The following is an 18,616-nucleotide window of genomic DNA, read 5'->3' as shown; positions in this document are numbered from 1 at the left end:
CCGCCATCAACTCCTTCGGTCGACGATCGCCTTCGCGAAGTGCACGAGCGCCTTCTTGACCGAGCCGTCGGGCAGCGGTGCCAGTGCCGCGATCGCTTCGTCGGCCCACTGCCGGGCCTCGGCGAAGGTCCGTGCGGTCACGGCGTGGTCGCGCAGGGTGGCGACGAGCGCGGCGAACCGGACGGGGTCGTGGTCCGTCTCCGTGACCTCGGCGTCGAGGCGAGCGACGAGCGCTGCTGCCTCGGGGTCGGCGACCGCCTCGCGGCGCAGGTAGAGCATGGGGAGGGTGACGACGCCGGCCCGCAGATCGGTGCCGGGGACCTTGCCGGTCTCCTCGGGTTGCGGCGACAGGTCGATGACGTCGTCGATGAGCTGGAAGGCGATGCCGACCTTCTCGCCGAACTCGACGACCGCGCTCTCGTACACCTCGGGGGCGTTGGAGAAGATGATGCCGCTCCGGGCTGCGGCGGCGATGAGCGACCCGGTCTTGTCGGCGAGGACCTGGATGTAGTGCTCGACCTCGTCCTGACCCTCGCGAGGGCCGGTGGTCTCGTGCAGCTGCCCCAGCACGAGGCGCTCGAACGTGGCGGCCTGGATCCGGATCGCCCGCTCGCCGAGGTCGGCCATGATCTGGCTGGCACGGGCGAACAGCAGGTCGCCGGTGAGGATGGCGGTGTTGTTGCCGAACACCTGGTGGGCGCTGGGGACGCCGCGACGCTTGTCGGCGTCGTCCATGACGTCGTCGTGGTAGAGCGAGCCGAGGTGGGTGATCTCGATCGCCTCGGCCGCCCGCAGGACGTTGTCGGTGATGCCGTCGCCGAGCTGGGCGATGAGCATCGTGAGCAGCGGGCGGACCCGCTTGCCACCGGCCTCGAGCAGGTACCGTGCGGTGACGTCGACGAGGTCGTCGGTGAACCCGAGCTGCTCCTCCAGACCGATCTCGAGGCGGGCCACGCCGTCGTCGATGGTCTTGGCGAGCTTGCGGTCTGCACCGGTCGCGAACATGCGTTCGGCAAGCCCGGCCTGGCTGGCCAGGTTGCTGACACGGCGGGTCGCGCTGGGATTCACAGCTCTAGCCTAGCCGGGGCAGCCCGTCACCTGTGCCGGAGGACCGGAATCCACGGGTGCGATCAGGCGATTGGCAGCTGTGGTCGGACCACACGCCTCGAATCAGCGGAGTCGCACACCCTCAGCGTCGTAGAACGCCAGATGCGGGAACTCGTGCGCGAGGTCGAGCAGCATCGAATATCCGTCGGTGTTGAGCGGCGGCCACGTCCAGGCGTCGACGCCCTGGGCGGTCGGCAACGCGGCGCGGAAGAGGCCGGCTTCGACGCCGGTCCCGAGGTGTTTCGGCGGCACGACGACGAGGGCGATCCTGGCCGACGGCCCGGACGCCACGAACTGGAGCCGCGCACCGGTCGCGTCGTCTCGCACGATGAACTCGCGGGTACCCGGGGTGTCCGGCGGGATCTCGGTGGTGTCGTAGCGCTCGTACGGCTTCGCGAACGCGGACTTCGCCCGCCTGGCGTTCAGGAGGATGACGACGAGCACGAGACCGACGATCGCGATGCCCCAGATCCACGGGCCGCCTGGCAGGGTGTCCAACATCCCACCAGTATGCCCGGCCCGCCTGGACGACCCCGGGAGATGCGCCCTTCGACAGGCTCAGGGACCGGAGGGAGGCTCAGGGACCGGAGGGAGGCTCAGGGACCGGAGGTCAGGCGAGACCGCCGTCGACGGAACGGCCGTACTCGATCGGCTCGTCTGGCACGAGGACCTCGGTGTCGCGGTTGAGGCTCTCCCCGCGGAAGAAGGGCCGCGAGGACTTCCGGCTGTACCAGAGCAGCATGAGCACGAAACCGAAGGCCAGCGAACCGACACCGATGACGAACGTGCCGCCGACGCCGAACAGGACCGTGTAGCCGTAGTCGACGTCGAACATGTCGATGCAGCTCTGCACGAAGGCGAAGGTGAGCATGAGCGCCCCGAGGAGCGGGAAGAGGCCCTTGAAGAAGAAGTCCTGCGCGGAGCGGAAGAGCACCTTCCGGAAGTACCAGACGCACGCGTACCCGGTGATGCCGTAGTAGAAGGCGATCGCGAGTCCGAGGGAGAGGATCGAGTCCGCCAGGATGTTCTCGCTCACGAGCGTCATGCCGACGTAGTAGACGATGGCGACGATGCCCATGACGAGCGTCGAGAAGGACGGCGTCTTGAACGTCGGGTGCACGGTCGCGAACCGTTTCGGCAGGGCCTTGTAGGCCGCCATCGCGAGCGTGCCGCGCGCTGTCGGGAGGATCGTCGTCTGCGTCGACGACACCGCCGAGATGAGCACGGCGACGACCAGGATCCACGCCCACGGTCCGAGCACGAGGTCCTTCAGCGCCAGGAAGATGTCGTTCGCGTTGTCCTCGTTGGCGAGGCCGGTGCCCGTGGTACCGAGTCCGGCGTAGACCATCGCGGCGACCGTGACGGTGACGTAGGTGACCAACAGGATGACCGTGGAGATGACCGCCGCGCGGCCCGGGATCTTCTGCGGGTCCTTCGTCTCCTCGTTCAGGGCGAGGCAGGTGTCCCAACCCCAGTAGATGAAGAGTGCGAGCAGCACCGCCTCGATGAAGCCGTGGTAATCGGTGAACGCGAACGGGTTGAACCAGTCGAGCGAGATCGGCGTCGCGTCGGGGGCGGTGCCGTTCGACGCTCCGATGAAGGCGAACACGGCGAACAGCACGAGCGCGAGGTACTGGACCGCCAGGAGGATGTTCTGGATCCGCTCCCCCAGTTCGATGCCGCGGTACGACACCCACGTCATGAGGGCGATGAACACGACACCGGTCGCGGTGACGAGCGGGACGTTCGAGGCGAGGGAACCGTCACCGATGAGCAACCACAGGTACTGCCCCGCGATCTGTGCGAGGTTGGCGAGCACGACGATGCCGGCGAGCGCGACGCCCCACCCGCCGATCCAGCCGGTGACCGGGCCGAAGGCCTTCGTCGCCCAGGTGAAGGTGGTGCCGCAGTCCGGCACGTCCCGGTTCAGCTCGCGGTAGGCGAACGCGATGAACAGCATCGGGATGAAGGCGACGATGAAGGCGATCGGCGCCTGTGCACCCACGGCGAGCACGACGAACCCGAGCGTCGCGACGAGCGAGTACACCGGCGCGGTCGACGCCAAGCCGATGATCACGGAGCCGAAGAGACCGAGGGTGCCGGTGGCGAGCCCCTTGCCGCCGGTGGGTGATGCCGGCTGCGACCCGCGGGCCGTGTCCTGTGCTGTCATGACGGAACGGTAGGGCCGGGCGCACCCGTGTGTCAATGCTCCCGTTCGGGACCGGACTACGGAATCAGTCGCGCCGACTCGCGGGAACTGACGGGATCAACAGGTTCCTGCCCTCGACAATGCCGAGACGAGCCCCGATGGTGACGAGACTCAGGCGGGCTTGAGTCCCCGGTGCAGCGCGACGATCCCGCCGGTGAGGTTGCGGTACGCGACGTGCTCGTAGCCGGCTTCGCGCAGCCAGGCGGCCAGCTCCGGCTGGCTCGGCCAGGCGCGGATCGAGTCGTTCAGGTAGGTGTACGCCTCGGCGTTCGAGGAGGCCACTCCGGCGACGAGCGGCATGACCCGCTCGAGGTAGAGGTTGTAGGCGGCGCGCATCGGGGCGAGCGTCGGCGTGGAGAACTCGCAGATGACGATGCGGCCGCCGGGCTTCGTGACCCGGAGCATCTCGGCGAGGGCGTCCTTCGGGCGGACGACGTTGCGGAGGCCGAAGGAGATCGTCGTGGCGTCGAACTCCTCGTCGGCGAAGGGCAGTGCGGTCGCGTCGGCCTCGACGAACTGGATGTCGGAGCGGTCGGCGTACTTCTCGCGGCCCACGGCGATCATGCCGGGCGAGAAGTCGGCGGCCACGACCTGCGCACCGTTGCGTGCCAGCGCCGCGGAGGACGTGCCCGTGCCGGCGGCGAGGTCGAGGATGCGCTCAGCGGCGGCCGGACCGACCGCACGAGTGGTCGCGATGCGCCACAGGGCGTCGTTCCCGACGGAGAGGACCGCGTTCATGCGGTCGTACTTCGTCGAGACGTCGTCGAACATGGCCGAGACCTGCTCGGGCTGCTTGGAGAGGTCGGCGCGGTTCACCCGTCCATCCTACGTCCGCGCCGCTGGGAGCCGGCCGTCCGAGCACGGCTCCCAGGCTCGCGCTCAGTATTCGATGCGTCCGTGCCGGTTGTGGAACTCGCCGGTGGGACCGTCCGGACCGAGCAGGGCGAGCGCGACGGTCGCGTCCGTCCCCTCGGTCACCGTCTGATGGCCGCCGTGTCCGTTGAAGTCGGTCGCCGTGTAGCCCGGGTCGCTCACGTTCACCCGGAACCCGGGCAGGTTCTTCGCGTACTGCACGGTGAGCGTGATGACGGCCGCCTTCGACGCGGCGTACGGGATCGTCGGCACCGCGAACTCGTCGGCCCCCTCGGAGGTGAGGAAGCGGGGCCATCCCACCCCCGACGCGACGTTCACGATGACGGGTCGGGACGAACGCTGCAGGAGGGGCAACGCCGCCTGGGTGACGCGGACGAGACCGACGACGTTCGTGTCGAGGACGTCCTGCATCGTCTCCGGGGTGAGGTCGTCCACGCCGAAGGACGTGCCGAGCACGCCGGCGTTGTTGACGAGCACGTCGAGCTCCGGGAGCACTGCGAGCGCCGCGTCGACGCTCGCCTGATCGGTGACGTCGAGTTGGACGGGGTGGGCGCCGAGCGCGGCGACGGCATCGCCGCGGCCCAGGTCGCGCATGCCGGCGTAGACGGTGTGGCCGGCGTCGATCAGTCGGCGTGCGGTTTCGAGTCCGAGGCTCTTGTTGGCCCCGGTGATGAGTGTGGTGGTCATGGGTCCATGCTCCGCCCGGCATGGTCGGTCCGCCAGGCCCCGGTCGACAGGGGGACCGGCAGTACCAGGATGCGGACCGCCTGCGGGGGCACAATGGCCGGATGGACGAATTCGCCGGTGTGCTCCGGGCCTGGCGCGAACGGGTCTCCCCTGCCGAGGCCGGTCTCCCCGCCGGCCCGGGAAGACGGACGGCCGGCCTGCGCCGCGAGGAGCTCTCCACCCTCGCCGGCATCAGCGTGGACTACATCGTCAGGCTCGAGCAGGGTCGCGCCCGGAATCCGTCACCGCAGCTGCTCCGGGCCCTCGCGGTCGCACTGCGACTGACGGATCAGGAGCGCGACCACCTCTACCGGGTCGCCGGAGCCGCTCCACCGCCGCCCGGGGTCGTCCCCCGGCACATCGGCCCGGGCGTGCAGCGCATCGTCGACCGGCTCGGCGACGTGCCGCTGGCGGTCTTCTCCGCCGCCCACGACATCCTGCTCTGGAACCCGCTGTGGGCCGCGGTGAACGGCGACCCCTCCGCCCTCGTCGGCGACGATCGCAACCTGGTGTGGCGGCACTTCACCGCGGGGCACGACGGCACGGACTTCGACGAGCAGCACGAGGAGGAGTTCGCGAGCGACCTCGCCGCAGACCTCCGGGCCGCGGTCGGGCGCTACCCGCGGGACGACGAGCTCGCACGACTCGTCGCCCGGCTGCGATCGGTGTCACCCGAGTTCGAACGGCGCTGGGCGGAGGCCAGGGTCGCGGAGCACCGGGCGAGCCGGAAGACGGTCACGCGGACGCCGGTCGGACCGATCACCGTCGACTGCGACGTCCTGTCCACGCCGGGCGGCGACCTGCGCATCGTCGTGTACACGGCGGCACCGGGCACCGAGGACGCGGCGAAACTCGCACTGCTCGGGGTCACCGGGTTGCAGACGATCGGCACGTCCGGCCGGTGAACGGCCCGCCGACGAGGCGGTGACCGAGCCTCCACCCGTCGGGCTGCGGCGGGGAGGGACCCCTCCTGCGCGGGCGTAGGGTTGAACGGTGACCATTCCCCTGACCTCGTCACTGGTCGCCCAGACCGTCGCCATCGACGACCCGCGCCAGCTCCTCCCGTTCGCCGACCAGACCTCGCCGCTCCTCTGGGTGCGGAAGGGACACGGGCTGGTCGGACTTGGTGAGGCGCTCCGCCTGGAGTTCTCGGGCCCCGACCGGTTCACGCGTGCCGCGGCGGCCTGGCGGGACGTCTGCGCCGCAGCAGTGGTGACGGACGAGGTACGACGGCCCGGGACCGGCCTGGTCGCGTTCGGCACGTTCGCCTTCGACGACGAGTCCTCCGCGACGAGCGTCCTCATCGTGCCGCGCACGATCATCGGCCGTTACCCCGACGCGAGCTTCATCACGCGGGTCTCCCTCGGCGACGGCGCCGAGGACGTCGATCCGGTGACCACGGCCTACGGGCCCGAGTACCGCATCCAGCTGACCCCCGGCGTGCAGAGCCGCGAGGGCTACCTCGACTCGGCCGAGCGCGCCATCGCCCGCATCCAGGCCGGCGGCCTGAGCAAGGTCGTGCTCGCACGCGACCTGGCCGGGCACCTCCCCGCGGAAGCGGACCGCCGCCGAGTGCTCCACGACCTCGCCCTCGGCTACCCCGACTGCTGGACCTACGCGGTCGACGGCTTCATCGGCTCGAGCCCGGAGACGCTCGTCCGAGTGGATCGGGGTGCCGTCTCGGCACGCGTCCTCGCCGGCACGATCTCGCGTGGTCCCGACGCCGAGAGCGACCACGACCAGGCCGTCGCACTCATGACGAGCGCGAAGGACCAGGGTGAGCACCAGTTCGCCGTGCAGTCGGTGCTGACCGCCCTGCAGGCACACAGCCCCCAGTTGCGCCGCAGCGAGGTCCCCTTCACCCTCAAGTTGCCGAACCTCTGGCACCTCGCGACCGACATCGACGGACGACTCTCGGACGGCTCGTCCTCGCTCGACCTCATGGACGGCCTGCACCCGACCGCCGCCGTCGCCGGAACCCCGACGCGCGACGCCGTCGCCCTCATCCGCGAGCTGGAACCGTTCGACCGCGGTCGCTACGCCGGTCCGGTCGGGTGGGTGGACGCCTCGGGTGACGGCGAGTGGGCGGTGGCCCTCCGCTGTGCGCAGATCGCGCCGGACGGTGACATCACCGCCTACGCCGGCTGTGGCATCGTCGCCGACTCGGACGCTGCGACGGAGCTCGTCGAGACGAAGATGAAGTTCCGTCCGATCGTGGAAGCCTTCGGCTGAGCCGAAGAACCTCGACTCAGCTCGCCGCGAGTCGTGCCTGCTCGACGGCGATGTCGTAGTCGGCCGCCGGCCACTGCGGATCGATGTCCTCGAGGGCGTCGAGCAGCAGCCGTTGGACCGCGATGCGCGCGTACCACTTGCGGTCCGCCGGCACGACGAACCAGGGGGCGGCCTCGGTGCTCGTCCGCTCGAACGCCACCTGATAGGCGTCCTGATAGGCCGGCCACAGCTCGCGTTCGTCCACATCGCCCGGGTTGTACTTCCAGTGCTTGTCCGGACGCGCGAGCCGGTCGGCGAGCCGTTCCTTCTGCTCGTCGGCGCTGATCTGCAGCATCACCTTGACGATGCGGGTCCCGCTCGCGACGATGCCCGCCTCGAAGTCGTTGATCGCCCCGTACCGACGCTCGATCTCGTCCGGCTCGGCGAGCTGACGCACCCGACCGATGAGGACGTCCTCGTAGTGCGAACGGTCGAAGACGCCGATCTGACCGGGCTTCGGCAGGTGCGGCTCAACCCGCCAGAGGAAGTCGTGGGAGCGCTCCTCCTCCGTGGGCTTCTTGAAGGCGTGGTGGTGCACGCCCTGCGGGTCGACCGAGCCGACGACGTGCTTGACGATGCCACCCTTGCCCGCCGTGTCCATCGCCTGCAGGACGAGGAGCACCGCTTCCGGGGCTCCCTGCGTGCTCGCCGCGAAGAGTCGCTCCTGCAGCTCGGACAGCGCGGGCACCCCTGTGTCGAGCTCGACCCGGCCCTGCTGCTTGTCACCGTCGAAGCCCGGCGTCGATGAGGGATCGACGTCGGCGAGGCTGAACCCCTCCCCCACGCGCAGCGTGTCTCGGGGTGGTGCCGTCCAGGTCGATGCGTGCTTCGATGCCGTCATCCGCCCATTCTGGCTGCAGGTCGCTTCGGAAGTCGACCCCTGGCAGGACCGGCGGGTCAGGCTCGCGGCAGCGGGACCTCGATGAGGACGGGACCGGTCACCGGCGCGGTGAACGCCTGGTCGAGTTCCGTGCGCGTGCGGGCCGAGCGGTACTCCCACCCGTAGGCGGTCGCGAGCGACTCCAGCCGGACGTGCTGTGGCGTGTACTGGACGCGGTCGAAGAGCGCTCCAGGGGCACTCTGGGCGACCTCGAGCGCGTCGAAGATGGTGCCGCCCCCGTCGTTGCCGACGATCACCTGGAGACGCGGCGCGACGCCGTCGTCCAGGAGCATCGCGCCGACGTCGTGGAGGAAGGCGAGGTCGCCGAGGAGCACCCGCGTCACACCTGGGCCTCCGTCGGCCTGGCTCGCCAGCGCGATCCCCGTGGCGGTGGCGATGGTGCCGTCGATACCCGCGAGTCCGCGGTTGGCGTGCACGCTGATCTTGCGGCCGGGGACGAGACCGTCGGCCACGCGGATGAGCCTCGACGCGCCGACGACGAGGCGGTCGTGCGGCCAGGTGGCACGCCAGACCGCGTCGACGAGGACCTCGCGGGTGACCGGGAGGCGGACGGCGTCGAGCTCGGCCCGGACGGAGGCCAGCCGCTCGGCGGGAGTCGTCGAGTGCAGCCCGTCGAGATCGGGGGCTGCAGGCGAGGGGTCCACCACCCGTTCTCGGGATCCGACGACCCAGGCTCCGAGCCAAGCGCGATCCGCGGGCCCCGCCTCGACGGAGACGGAGGACACGATCCGGTCGGCCCGTCGTCCGGGGTTGTAGACCTCGGCTCCGGCCGGGGCGACGACGATCGTCTCGACCTGCGGCTGCTGGAGCAGGAGCGGGACCTCGCGACTGAGGGTCGGGTGGCCGAAGACGACGACGCGCTCGACGGCCTCGCGGTAATCGTCCTCGCGGAGCAGCTCCCGGTAGGCGGCGATGACGTTCCGCCCGAACCGGGATCCGCTCGACACCTCCGCGATCAGCGGCCATCCGCCGTCCGCCGCGAGCTGCTCGGCGGCCGGGCCGGCGTGGTGCCCGGCGACGACGAGGGTCCTGGGTCCGCGCTCGAGCACGAGATGCGGTCGCCCGGGGTAGCGCGGTGCTTCCGTGGTGGCGTCGGTCTCGTCCAGGACGTCGGGGGCAGCCTCGTCGACGACCGGGTCGAAGCTGCCCGAGAGCGGCTCCCGGAAGGCGAGGTTCAGGTGCACCGGGCCCGGATCGAGGACGTCCGTCGCTGCGAGGTACGCCCGCTGGGCGAGATCGCGGGCGGCGTCCTGCTCACCGGCGTCACCGGTCGGGGCCTCGACGACCACGGCGAGGCGCGCTGCGAACCCGTAGAGGTCGTCCTGCTTCGTCGTCTGGTTCGCGCGGATGCCATGCGCCTCGGCCGGCCGGTCGGCGGTGAGGACGATGAGCGGGACGCGCGAGTGATGCGCCTCGAGGACCGCCGGATGCAGATTCGCGGTCGCCGTGCCCGAGGTCGTGATCACGACGGCCGGACGGTCGGTCTCGACGCCGAGGCCCAAGGCGAGGAAGCCGGCGACCCGCTCGTCGATGCGCACATGCAGGGTGATCCGTCCAAAGGCCGCCAGCTCGGCAGCGGCGAGCGCGAGCGCCTGCGACCGGGAACCTGGGCAGACGACGACGTCGGAGACACCCACGGCGACGAGCGCGTCGAGGAGTGCCCACGCGGACGCGCTGGCCGGGCTCGACGAGGGAGCCGAGCCGACGGGCTCGGGAGCGGCGGACGGGTTCACGAGGCGCTCGGCGCGCCAGGCGGTCTGCGGCCGGAACCGTCGTCGGGCGTGTCGGATCCCGGGGTGGGGTCGTCGTGCGTCGTCGCATCCGGGCTGTCGCCCGACTCGTCGTCGAAGCGGTTGAGCTCGTCCTCGAGGTCGCGGATGCGCTTCGTCTGCGCACGGTCGGCGTCGAGCTTCTTGAGGAAGTCGGGGTCGTCGTCCGGCGCTGAGCCGCGGGGCACGGCCTTCGGAGCGCGAACCCGGCCGATGATCCACCAGAGGACTCCGCCGATGACCGGCAGGAGGAGGATGGCGATGATCCACGAGGTCTTGCTGATCCCTCGGACGCGGTCGCGCGGCATCGTGGCGCAGTCAACCACCGAATACACGATGAAGACGACTGCCGCGACGGCGAGGCCGATCCAGAGACGAACCATGTCTCCATCGTAAACGCCAGGTGACGTGATTACCTGGGGTTGCCTTCAGGCGGGACGCCTAGACTTGTCTGGTGAAACGCGTTCCCGCCGCCGTCCGGTACACCATCCTCCGCCTGTTGGCGTTCGTGGTGCCGCTCCTGCTCCTCGTCTTCCTCACGGGTCTGCAGCCCTGGGTCGCCGCGATCATCGCCGCGATCATCGGACTCTGCGTGTCCTACATCTTCCTGCGCACCCCGCGGGAGACCGTCGCGCAGGAGCTCTACGCCCGTCGGCACGGCGACAAGCCGACGCCGCACGACGATGAGGACTCCGAGGACGCGGCGCTCGATGCGAGCGCGGCGGCACCGGAAGCGTCGTCAGCCGGCGATGCCGGGCGTGTAGAAGAACGCCAGACCGAGGATCACCCCGAACGCTAGCTGCACGAGCCCCGTCAGCTTGAGCACCAGGATCTGCTCCCTGGCCGTCGTGGAGAACAGCACGATCACGCACGCCGGGATGGCGGCGAGCAGCGCGAACATGGTGAACCAGGCGATCGGGTAGAACAGCGCGAGGAACGCGGCGATGCCGAACGGCACGAGCAGCAGGACGCAGTAGAGCACCTTCGACGCGATCCGGCCGATGAACGTCGACAGGGTGCGCTTCCCGACCGCCTTGTCCTGTTCGAGGTCGCGGAGGTTGTTGACGACGAGCGCCGCGCAGGCGATGAGGCCGGCGCCGATCGCACCGAACCATGCTTCCTGGTTCACCGTCCCGACCTGGACGAAGGTCGTGCCGAGCGTGGCGACGAGGCCGAAGAACACGAAGACGAAGACCTCGCCGAGCGCGAAGTACCCGTAGGGCCGCTTCCCGCCCGTGTAGAACCAGGCGGCGACGATCGCGACCGCCCCGACGAGGAGCAGCCACCAGAACTGGGTGAGGATCGTGAGGACGATGCCGGCCACCGCCGCGATACCGAAGAACACGAGCGCGACGGCCAGGACCGTCTTGGGCTTCGCCGCGCCGGAACCGGTCAGTCGGCTCGGGCCGACCCGCAGGTCGTCCGTTCCGCGGATGCCGTCGGAGTAGTCATTGGCGTAGTTGACGCCGATCTGCAGCGCGAGCGCGACGACGAGGCAGAGCAGCGCCCGGACCGGGTGGTAGACGCCGGGTCCCGCGATGATCGTCGCGGCGCCGGTGCCGATGAGCACGGGGGCGACGGCCATCGGCAGCGTACGGATCCGCGCCGCCCCGACCCAGTCGCCGAAGGTCGCCGGCTTCGCGAGCGGGACCTTGCGACCACCACCGCGTGCGGGGTTGCCCGATCGTCCACCGTTCGCGCCACGACCCGCCGTGGGGCGCTGTGCGGACGTCTTCTGCTGTTTCGGCGCTGCCGGCCGTGCTCCATGTGCCACGACGGCGAGTCTACCCGCGGAGCCTCGGGGCCGACGGTGTCACAGGGCCCCGGCGGCCTGGAGCGTCTGGAGGATCGCCGGAGCGATGTGCTCGGCGAACGCCGGGGTGAGGTGCACGCTGTCGTACTTCGTCGGCGTCGTCCCCGCGAACGCCGGGCACACGCCCTCCGAACAGCTGAACGGGAGCGACGAGACGAACCGCTCTCCGGCTGCTCCCGCCGCGGACTCGGTCGCTGCGGCGAAGTCGTTCCAGGCGGCGTCGACGCCGACGGCGCAGTCCTGCGGGCTGGACACCCGCGAGTAGCAGGAACCGAGATCCGCACCGAGCGGCGGCGGCGCGAGGAACACGACGCGGCCGGGGACCTGGTACCCGGCCGTCTCGGCGAGCGCCGACGCGACCATGGACGTCGTGTCGAGCGATCGGCCGTCGGATGCGCGGCCCGCGGTGAACGCGTTCGAGACGATCACGAGGTCGGGCTGGTCGGCCGCGATGCGTTCGGCGATGTCGTGCTTCCGCGTCGGGCAGTCGTCCATGACGCCGGCGCCGCTGTTCTGGATGAGGTCCTGCGTGAAGCGGCATCCGTAGAGACCGATGGTGGTGATCCGTACCGCACCGCCGCTCTGGTCCGCGATCGCACGGAACGCCGGCGCGTAGGCGAGCGCGGTCGAGTCGCCGACGAGGTAGACGTGCTTCGGCGCAGCGGCATCCCCCCACGTGCACGAGCCGTCGTCGGGCGTCGCACCCAGGTCGAAGCAGGCCCGTGCGGGGTTGGTGCTCGAGGTCGCGCTGATCGCGTCGTCGAGGCTCGGCGAGAGGTTGTCCGGCCACGCCGAGGCCTCATTCGCGAGTTGCAGCTCAGCGGCGATGCCCTGGAGCGGGTCTCCGGCCGGTGTCGCGACGGCCGCGGGCCCCCCGGTCGTGACCGGCAGGCGGAGCGCGGGGCCGATGGCGATGACCGCGAGCCCGGCGACGATCACGAGTCCGACCGCCGAGTAGAGGTACTGGGAGGCGAACCGCTCGCGCCAGGCGGTCCAGGCGGCGTCCCTGGCGTCGCGGTCACCGCGGAAGGAACCCACGAGTGGCGTGCGGTGCAACGGCTGCTCGACGAGCAGGAAGGAGAGCACCGAGACCCCGAGGATGAGCCCGAGCATCCCGGGGACCGTGCTGAGGGCGGTGTCGGGGACGAGCATCGGCACGAACACGAGGATCGGGAGGTGCCAGAGGTAGAGCGAGTAGGAGATCGCTCCGACGCCACGGCTCAGCGGATTCGCGAGTGGGAACATCCAGCGCTGGTACGCCGGGCCGGCTCCGGTCCCGGCGGCGATGAGCAGCATCGCGGCGGCGACGGGGGCGACCGCCCAGGGGCCGGGGAACCCGATCGACCCGGTGATGAGCAGCGCGGACGCGACGATGCCGACGAGCCCCGCCCATCCGGCGACCACCCGGAGCGCCAGCGGCAGTCGGCCGAGGAGCGGCACGAGCACGGCCAGGAATGCGCCGGCCCCCAGCTCCCAGACCCGCGCGCCGGTCGCGAAGTAGGCGGCCTGCGGGGCCGCCCCCGACTGCCACACCGCGACGGCGAAGGAGGCTGCGATGAGGACGACGAGGACGCCACCGACGACGAGGCGCGAGCGCAGCACGGGTCGGGCTCCGCGGGCCGCGACGGCGAGGAGGATGAGGAGCAGCACCGGCCACACGAGGTAGAACTGCTCCTCGATCGAGAGGGACCAGAAGTGCTGCAGCGGTGACGCGGCGTCCGTCGCGTGGAAGTAGTCGGTGCCCGACGCCTCGAAGCGCCAGTTCGAGACGAGCAGCGCGGCCGACACCGCGTCCCACCAGGTCGCGAGCGCCCGCGGGGCGTTGAAGAGCCACGACGCCAGCGCGACGGTCGCGGCCAGGACGACGAGCGACGCGGGCAGGATCCGCTTGATCCGCCGCCCGAAGAAGGCCGGCAGGGAGATGCGCCCGGAACGCTCGTGCTCGCGCAGGAGCAACCCGGTGATGAGGAAGCCGGAGATCACGAAGAACACGTCCACGCCCACGAAGCCGCCGGCCGGCCGGCCGGTCGCGTGGGCGAGGATCACCGCGGTCACGGCGAGCGCCCGCATCCCCTGGATGTCGGCGCGGAACGCCGTCGTCGGCCTCGTGGGCGCAGCGCCCGTGTCGGTCCCCGTTGTCACCTGTCGTCGTCCCCCGGCTACGGTCGCTCGTCGACACGCATGAGAGAGCATGCCCTATGCGACAACCGCCTGCAAACCGGCCCTCGTGGGCACGCGGAGGGCTGGCTCAACCCACTCGTGAGCGGAGTGCGAGGAGGTCGGGTTTGCCGCTCGCGAGCAGCGGGAGCTCCGCCAGACGGACCAGTCGGGCGGGACGCGCCGGGCGGCCGAGCGCCTCGGCGACGGCGTCCCGAGCCGCCTGCAGGAGGACCTCGTCCGCGTGCGGATCCGAAGACGTCCCGGCAACCGTCACGATCGCAGACGCCTGACCGAACCGCTCGTCGGGCACGGCGACGACGACGGCCTCGGCCAGCCCCTTCACCGACCGGACGACCGCCTGCACGCGGTCGAGGGAGATGTTCACCCCGCCGCTGATGATCACGTTGTCGGCCCGCCCGGTCACGCGGACGACGCCGTCGACGAGCTCGGCGGTGTCGCCGGTGCGGTACCACCGGCGGCCGCCGTCGTCCGGGAAGGCGGTCGCCGTGCGGTCCGGTTCGCCGAGGTAGCCCTCGGCGAGCACCGGTCCGGCGATGAGGAGCTCCCCGTCCACCAGCCGGGGTTCGACACCGGGGAACGGCACGCCGTCGTACAGACAACCGCCGGAGGTCTCGCTTGAGCCGTAACTCCGCACCACGCGGATGCCGAGCGCTGCGGACCGCTCGAGCAGCGGAGCGGGGGTGGCCTGTCCCCCGACGAGCAGCCCGGCGAGTCCTGCGAGCGCGTCGCGCACGGAGGTGCTCGTCTCGGCGGCGTCGACGAGCAGGCGCAGCTGCGCCGGCACGAGGGCGGCGAAGCCGGCATCGGCGTCGAGCCGCTCGACGAGTCCACAGAACGCCCGGGCGTCGAACGACCCTGTCGGCGCCTCGATCGGCCTGGTCCCGGCGACGATCGACCGGAGCAGCACGTTGACGCCGGCGATGTAGTGCGTCGGGAGCGCCAGGATCCACTGCGAGGAACGGCGGTGGGCCTCAAGGCCGCCCAGGGCCACCGCGGAACCCGCCGCGCTGGCCAGGAGGGCGTCGGCCGCGAGGGCGACCCGCTTCGGCACGCCCGTCGAGCCGGACGTCTCGATCACGAGGGCCACCCGGTCGTCGACCGCGGCCGGTGCCGCGGACGATCCGGGTTGCATCGGGAGGACCGCGGGTCCGGAGCCGTCGAGCGCCGTCTCCAGGGCTGCGAGCATCGCCGAGGCGGACGCGTCGACGGGGAGCAGCTGACGGGTCATGGATTCAGCGTACGCCGGGTGCGTCGGTGCTCCGCCGACCCCTCGAGGTCACGGAGCTCAGAACTGCCAGGGGAACGGAGCCCAGTCCGGCTTGCGCTTCTCCAGGAAGGCGTCGCGCCCCTCCACGGCCTCGTCGGTGCCGTACGCGAGACGGGTGGCCTCGCCCGCGAAGACCTGCTGGCCGACGAGACCGTCGTCGACGGCGTTGAAGGCGAACTTCAGCATGCGGATGGCGGTCGGCGACTTGCCGAGGATGGTGCGGGCCCAGGCGACCCCCGTCTGCTCGAGCTCGGCGTGCGGGACGACCGCGTTGATCGCGCCCGCCTGCAGCGCGCGCTCCGCGTCGTACTCCTGGGCGAGGAAGAACACCTCGCGGGCGAACTTCTGGCCGACCTGCTTGGCGAAGTAGGCGCTCCCGTACCCCGCGTCGAAGGAACCGACGTCGGCGTCGGTCTGCTTGAACCGCGCGTGTTCCCGACTCGCGATCGACAGGTCGCACACGACGCCGAGGGAGTGCCCACCGCCCGCGGACCACCCGGGAACGAGGTTGATGACGACCTTCGGCATGAAGCGGATGAGGCGCTGGACCTCGAGGATGTGCAGGCGACCGTTGCGCGCCGCGTCGATCCCGCTCGCCGTCTCGTCGTCCGCGGCGTCGTCGCTCGCGTACCGGTAGCCGTCGCGACCACGGATGCGCTGGTCGCCGCCCGAGCAGAACGCCCAGCCGCCGTCCTTCGCGCTCGGACCGTTCCCGGTGAGGAGCACCACGCCGACCGTCGGGCTCTGGCGCGCGTGGTCGAGCGCGCGGTACAGCTCGTCGACGGTGTGCGGACGGAAGGCGTTGCGCACCTCGGGGCGGTCGAACGCGATGCGCACGAAGCCGCCCTCGCGCGCGACGTGGTACGTCAGATCGGTGAGGTCCTCGAACCCCGGTACGACGTCCCAGATCTCCGGGTCGAACAGTTCGGACACTCGATCGCTCATGCGTCCAGCCTAGGCACTACTTCGGCTTGTCGAGGTCCGCGTAGGGCTTGAGCGCCTCCAGGTAGTCGGCGCGGTCCGCCTCCTTCAGGAGCGCATAGGAGTCGAGGTGCAGCTCGACACCCTCCGCCGCCATGTCGTAGTAGTCGACGTCGAACTCGCGGTCCTTCGCGACCGTGCCGGCCGAATCGAGCGTGAGATCGACGATGCTCGTCCGGAAATCCCCGGCCCCCGTGATGGCATTGTAGGTGTGCAGGTCCCACAGCGCCTGGGTGTCGAGGGTCTCGCCGCCGTACCGCTCGGTGAGCTCGCCCGGCTCACGCCAGGAGGACGGTGCGTTCTGCATGTCGAGGTTCGCGATGCCGTAGCGGAGCAGCACCTGCCGGATCAGCTCGACCACCCGCGACTTCTCCTCGAAGGTGCGCACGGTCGTCGTCGTCTGCCACACCGGTGCCGTGTACTCGAAGAGCATGGAGTCCCCGCCGTACCCGTTCTGATCAGCCTCCGTCTCGGCGGGCTGTCGCTCCACCCAGTCGAACCCGAACTCGGCGGTCAACGCCGTCCGGATCTCCGCGAGCATCTCGTCGGACGTCCCGACGAAGTCCTCGTAGCTCGGCCCGTCGAGGGTCTCCTTCGCGTCGACGTAGGCGGACCCCGGGTAGGTGTCCCAGATCGGGTCGTGCTCCTCGTCGCCGCCGCCACCGGCGGAGGCACCATTCCCGGCCCGATCCGTGGAGAGACCGCCGACCGCCATCGCCGTGACGGGGTTGACGACGAGGATGAGCACCAGCGCCAGCACGCCCCAGCGGCGCCGCACCTTCCGGCGGATGACGATGACACTCCCGATGAGCAGCACGATCTGCACCACGACGACGAGGGCGAACGCCACGAGGATGGCCCATGCCCCCTCGCCGGGCCGGTAGCTCACGGCCAGCAGGACGGTGAAGAGGGTGACGGCCACGACCGCGCCGAGCAGGGCGAGCGGGGAGAAGGAGGCGACGACACCCCGACTCCGCGCGCCGAGTTCGTCCCGACCCGTCGGGGATGCACCGGCGGCAGGCGAGTGAGCCGCCGGACTCCGCTCGCCGTCGTCGGCCGGGATCGCCGTGGATTTGGGTTGCGAGGCAGCCGCGCGCTCCGCCGCCTTCCGTTGACGACGCGACGACGGCTTCCGTGATGCTGGCTGCCGCGGCGTCCGTCGTCCTCGGGACCCCGGACGACGGAACCGGGCGGTCTCCGCCTCCAGCTCCTCGGGCGTGCGCTCCGGGGCGGCAGGCGCTTGCGCGGTCGAGGACGCGGCTGCCGGCGGCGCTCCGGGGATCGGCGGGGCGTTCGGATCGCGCGGCTCGTCGGAGGATCCGCCGGGCGACTCCTCGATCACCGGGAACACCTCGGCCTCGGGGCTCGGCTCGAAGATCGGCTCGGGCACCGAGAAGGCGGTGGGTTCGTCCGCGGGCACGCTTCGCCGATCGCCGGGTGTCGGCTTGCGTCGGGAGAACAGCGGCACGGGATCGATTGTGTCACGGGCGTCCCGCGACGGCTTCCGACGTCCGGGTGCAGGATGGGGACATGCAAGCGAACCTCGACGACGTCCTCGCCACCGCCCGCGTGGTCTCCATCCCCCTCCGCGTCCGGTTCCGGGGCATCGACACCCGCGAGGCCGTCCTCTTCCGTGGGCCCGCCGGGTGGACGGAGTTCTCCCCCTTCGTCGAGTACGACGACCAGGAGTCGGCCGCGTGGCTCCGGGCCGCCATCGACTTCGGCTGGTCGGACCTCCCACCCCTCCACCGGGATCGCATCCTCGTGAACGCGACGGTCCCGGCCGTGGACGCGGCGGACGTGACGTCGATCCTCTCCCGCTTCCCGGGCTGCCGGACCGCGAAGGTGAAGGTGGCCGAGCGCGGGCAGGTGCTCGCCGACGACGTCGCGCGCGTCGCCGCCGTCCGGCGGGCCATCGGACCCGAGGGTCGCCTGCGCGTCGACGCCAACACCAACTGGAACGTCGACGAGGCCGAGCACGCCATCCGCGCCCTCGAACCCTTCGACCTCGAGTACGTCGAGCAGCCCTGTGCGACCGTCGCGGAACTCGCCGAGATCCGTGAACGGGTCTCCTCCTTGGACGTCGCCATCGCGGCGGACGAGAGCGTCCGCAAGGCTGAGGACCCCCTCGCCGTGGCTCGCGCCGGTGCCGCCGACCTGCTCGTCGTGAAGGCGCAGCCGCTCGGCGGCGTGCACGCCGCGCTCCGCATCGCGGGCGAGGCCGGCCTGCCGATCGTCGTCTCGAGCGCGCTGGACACGTCGGTCGGCATCTCCATGGGTGCCCACCTCGCGGCGGCCCTGCCGGAACTCGACTACGACTGCGGGCTCGCCACCACCGCGCTCCTCGGCGGCGACGTGACGACCGCACCGCTCGATCCCGTGGACGGCGGCATCGCCGTTCGGCGCGTCGAGGTGGACGTCGATCTCCTCGAGCGTTTCACGGCGTCACCGGAGCGGACCGCCTGGTGGCTCGACCGACTCCGCCGCACGCACGCGTTGCTCGGCTGAGGGCCGGTGC

At 71.0% G+C, this 18,616-nt stretch carries 17 protein-coding genes; 4 read left to right on the top strand and 13 right to left on the bottom strand.

From position 1 onward, the window contains the following. Positions 1-6: 6 nt before the first annotated feature. From IFU11_RS11615 to IFU11_RS11595, 5 genes are all read right to left on the bottom strand, one after another. A complete protein-coding gene (locus IFU11_RS11615) occupies positions 7-1,068 on the bottom strand; it encodes a polyprenyl synthetase family protein (RefSeq protein ID WP_371742771.1) in 1,062 nt (353 codons plus the stop codon). A gap of 102 nt (positions 1,069-1,170) precedes the next feature. Then, entirely contained in the window at positions 1,171-1,608 is a 438-nt protein-coding gene (locus tag IFU11_RS11610) for a hypothetical protein (RefSeq protein WP_138945198.1), read from the bottom strand. A 109-nt stretch (positions 1,609-1,717) separates the two neighbouring features. Next, positions 1,718-3,277 carry an APC family permease gene (locus tag IFU11_RS11605; RefSeq protein WP_085514037.1) on the bottom strand — a complete coding sequence of 520 codons (1,560 nt, stop codon included), beginning with the start codon at positions 3,275-3,277 and terminating at the stop codon, positions 1,718-1,720. Between the two features lie 150 nt (positions 3,278-3,427). After that, positions 3,428-4,132: a demethylmenaquinone methyltransferase gene (locus IFU11_RS11600; RefSeq protein WP_192019030.1), complete on the bottom strand. Its 705-nt coding sequence runs from the start codon at positions 4,130-4,132 to the stop codon at positions 3,428-3,430. Between the two features lie 63 nt (positions 4,133-4,195). Next, positions 4,196-4,876, bottom strand: coding sequence for an SDR family NAD(P)-dependent oxidoreductase (locus IFU11_RS11595; protein ID WP_192019029.1), 681 nt, complete (start codon positions 4,874-4,876; stop codon positions 4,196-4,198). Positions 4,877-4,977: 101 nt separating this feature from the next. On the opposite strand from IFU11_RS11595, the gene IFU11_RS11590 reads away from it, so the two are divergent. Together IFU11_RS11590 and IFU11_RS11585 are read left to right on the top strand one after the other, a co-directional pair. Then, entirely contained in the window at positions 4,978-5,820 is an 843-nt protein-coding gene (locus IFU11_RS11590) for a helix-turn-helix transcriptional regulator (RefSeq protein ID WP_192019028.1), read from the top strand. Between the two features lie 88 nt (positions 5,821-5,908). Next, the gene (locus IFU11_RS11585) at positions 5,909-7,147 is read left to right on the top strand and encodes an isochorismate synthase (RefSeq protein WP_307783517.1); all 1,239 of its coding nucleotides are present in this window, start codon (positions 5,909-5,911) and stop codon (positions 7,145-7,147) included. Positions 7,148-7,163: 16 nt separating this feature from the next. On the opposite strand, the gene IFU11_RS11580 is transcribed toward IFU11_RS11585, so the two are convergent. Genes IFU11_RS11580 through IFU11_RS11570 form a run of 3 tightly spaced genes read right to left on the bottom strand, consistent with a single transcriptional unit; the run spans position 7,164 to position 10,239 of the window. Continuing rightward, complete coding sequence (locus IFU11_RS11580) at positions 7,164-8,027, bottom strand: polyphosphate kinase 2 family protein (protein ID WP_191941804.1); 864 nt, start codon at positions 8,025-8,027, stop codon at positions 7,164-7,166. 56 nt (positions 8,028-8,083) lie between these two features. After that, positions 8,084-9,820: a 2-succinyl-5-enolpyruvyl-6-hydroxy-3-cyclohexene-1-carboxylic-acid synthase gene (gene menD / locus IFU11_RS11575; protein WP_192019027.1), complete on the bottom strand. Its 1,737-nt coding sequence runs from the start codon at positions 9,818-9,820 to the stop codon at positions 8,084-8,086. Then, positions 9,817-10,239: a PLD nuclease N-terminal domain-containing protein gene (locus IFU11_RS11570; protein ID WP_085514031.1), complete on the bottom strand. Its 423-nt coding sequence runs from the start codon at positions 10,237-10,239 to the stop codon at positions 9,817-9,819. The genes menD and IFU11_RS11570 overlap by 4 nt, the downstream gene beginning before the upstream one ends. 71 nt (positions 10,240-10,310) lie before the next feature. Between IFU11_RS11570 and IFU11_RS11565 the strand changes: the two genes are divergently transcribed. Then, on the top strand, positions 10,311-10,655 hold the full coding sequence (locus tag IFU11_RS11565) for a DUF4229 domain-containing protein (protein ID WP_079706654.1): 345 nt from the start codon (positions 10,311-10,313) through the stop codon (positions 10,653-10,655). On the opposite strand, the gene IFU11_RS11560 is transcribed toward IFU11_RS11565, so the two are convergent. From IFU11_RS11560 to IFU11_RS11540, 5 genes are all read right to left on the bottom strand, one after another. After that, the gene (locus tag IFU11_RS11560; protein WP_137243962.1) at positions 10,596-11,630 is read right to left on the bottom strand and encodes a 1,4-dihydroxy-2-naphthoate polyprenyltransferase; all 1,035 of its coding nucleotides are present in this window, start codon (positions 11,628-11,630) and stop codon (positions 10,596-10,598) included. The genes IFU11_RS11565 and IFU11_RS11560 overlap by 60 nt on opposite strands. A 39-nt stretch (positions 11,631-11,669) precedes the next feature. Then, positions 11,670-13,811: an acyltransferase family protein gene (locus IFU11_RS11555; protein WP_371742770.1), complete on the bottom strand. Its 2,142-nt coding sequence runs from the start codon at positions 13,809-13,811 to the stop codon at positions 11,670-11,672. A gap of 106 nt (positions 13,812-13,917) precedes the next feature. Beyond that, entirely contained in the window at positions 13,918-15,078 is a 1,161-nt protein-coding gene (locus tag IFU11_RS11550) for an AMP-binding protein (protein WP_137243964.1), read from the bottom strand. Between the two features lie 57 nt (positions 15,079-15,135). Then, on the bottom strand, positions 15,136-16,062 hold the full coding sequence (locus IFU11_RS11545) for a 1,4-dihydroxy-2-naphthoyl-CoA synthase (protein WP_064294597.1): 927 nt from the start codon (positions 16,060-16,062) through the stop codon (positions 15,136-15,138). A gap of 16 nt (positions 16,063-16,078) precedes the next feature. Next, a complete protein-coding gene (locus IFU11_RS11540) occupies positions 16,079-17,566 on the bottom strand; it encodes a hypothetical protein (RefSeq protein WP_137243965.1) in 1,488 nt (495 codons plus the stop codon). Between the two features lie 62 nt (positions 17,567-17,628). Here IFU11_RS11540 and IFU11_RS11535 point away from each other — a divergent pair, with 62 nt between their 5' ends. Beyond that, entirely contained in the window at positions 17,629-18,606 is a 978-nt protein-coding gene (locus IFU11_RS11535; protein ID WP_137243966.1) for an o-succinylbenzoate synthase, read from the top strand. Positions 18,607-18,616 lie beyond the last annotated feature (10 nt).

The organism is Plantibacter sp. CFBP 8804 (assembly GCF_014841225.1).
Taxonomy (GTDB): domain Bacteria; phylum Actinomycetota; class Actinomycetes; order Actinomycetales; family Microbacteriaceae; genus Plantibacter; species Plantibacter auratus.
The sequence above is the reverse complement of the archived record's forward strand: the minus strand, read 5'-3'. Positions and strand labels throughout refer to the sequence as shown.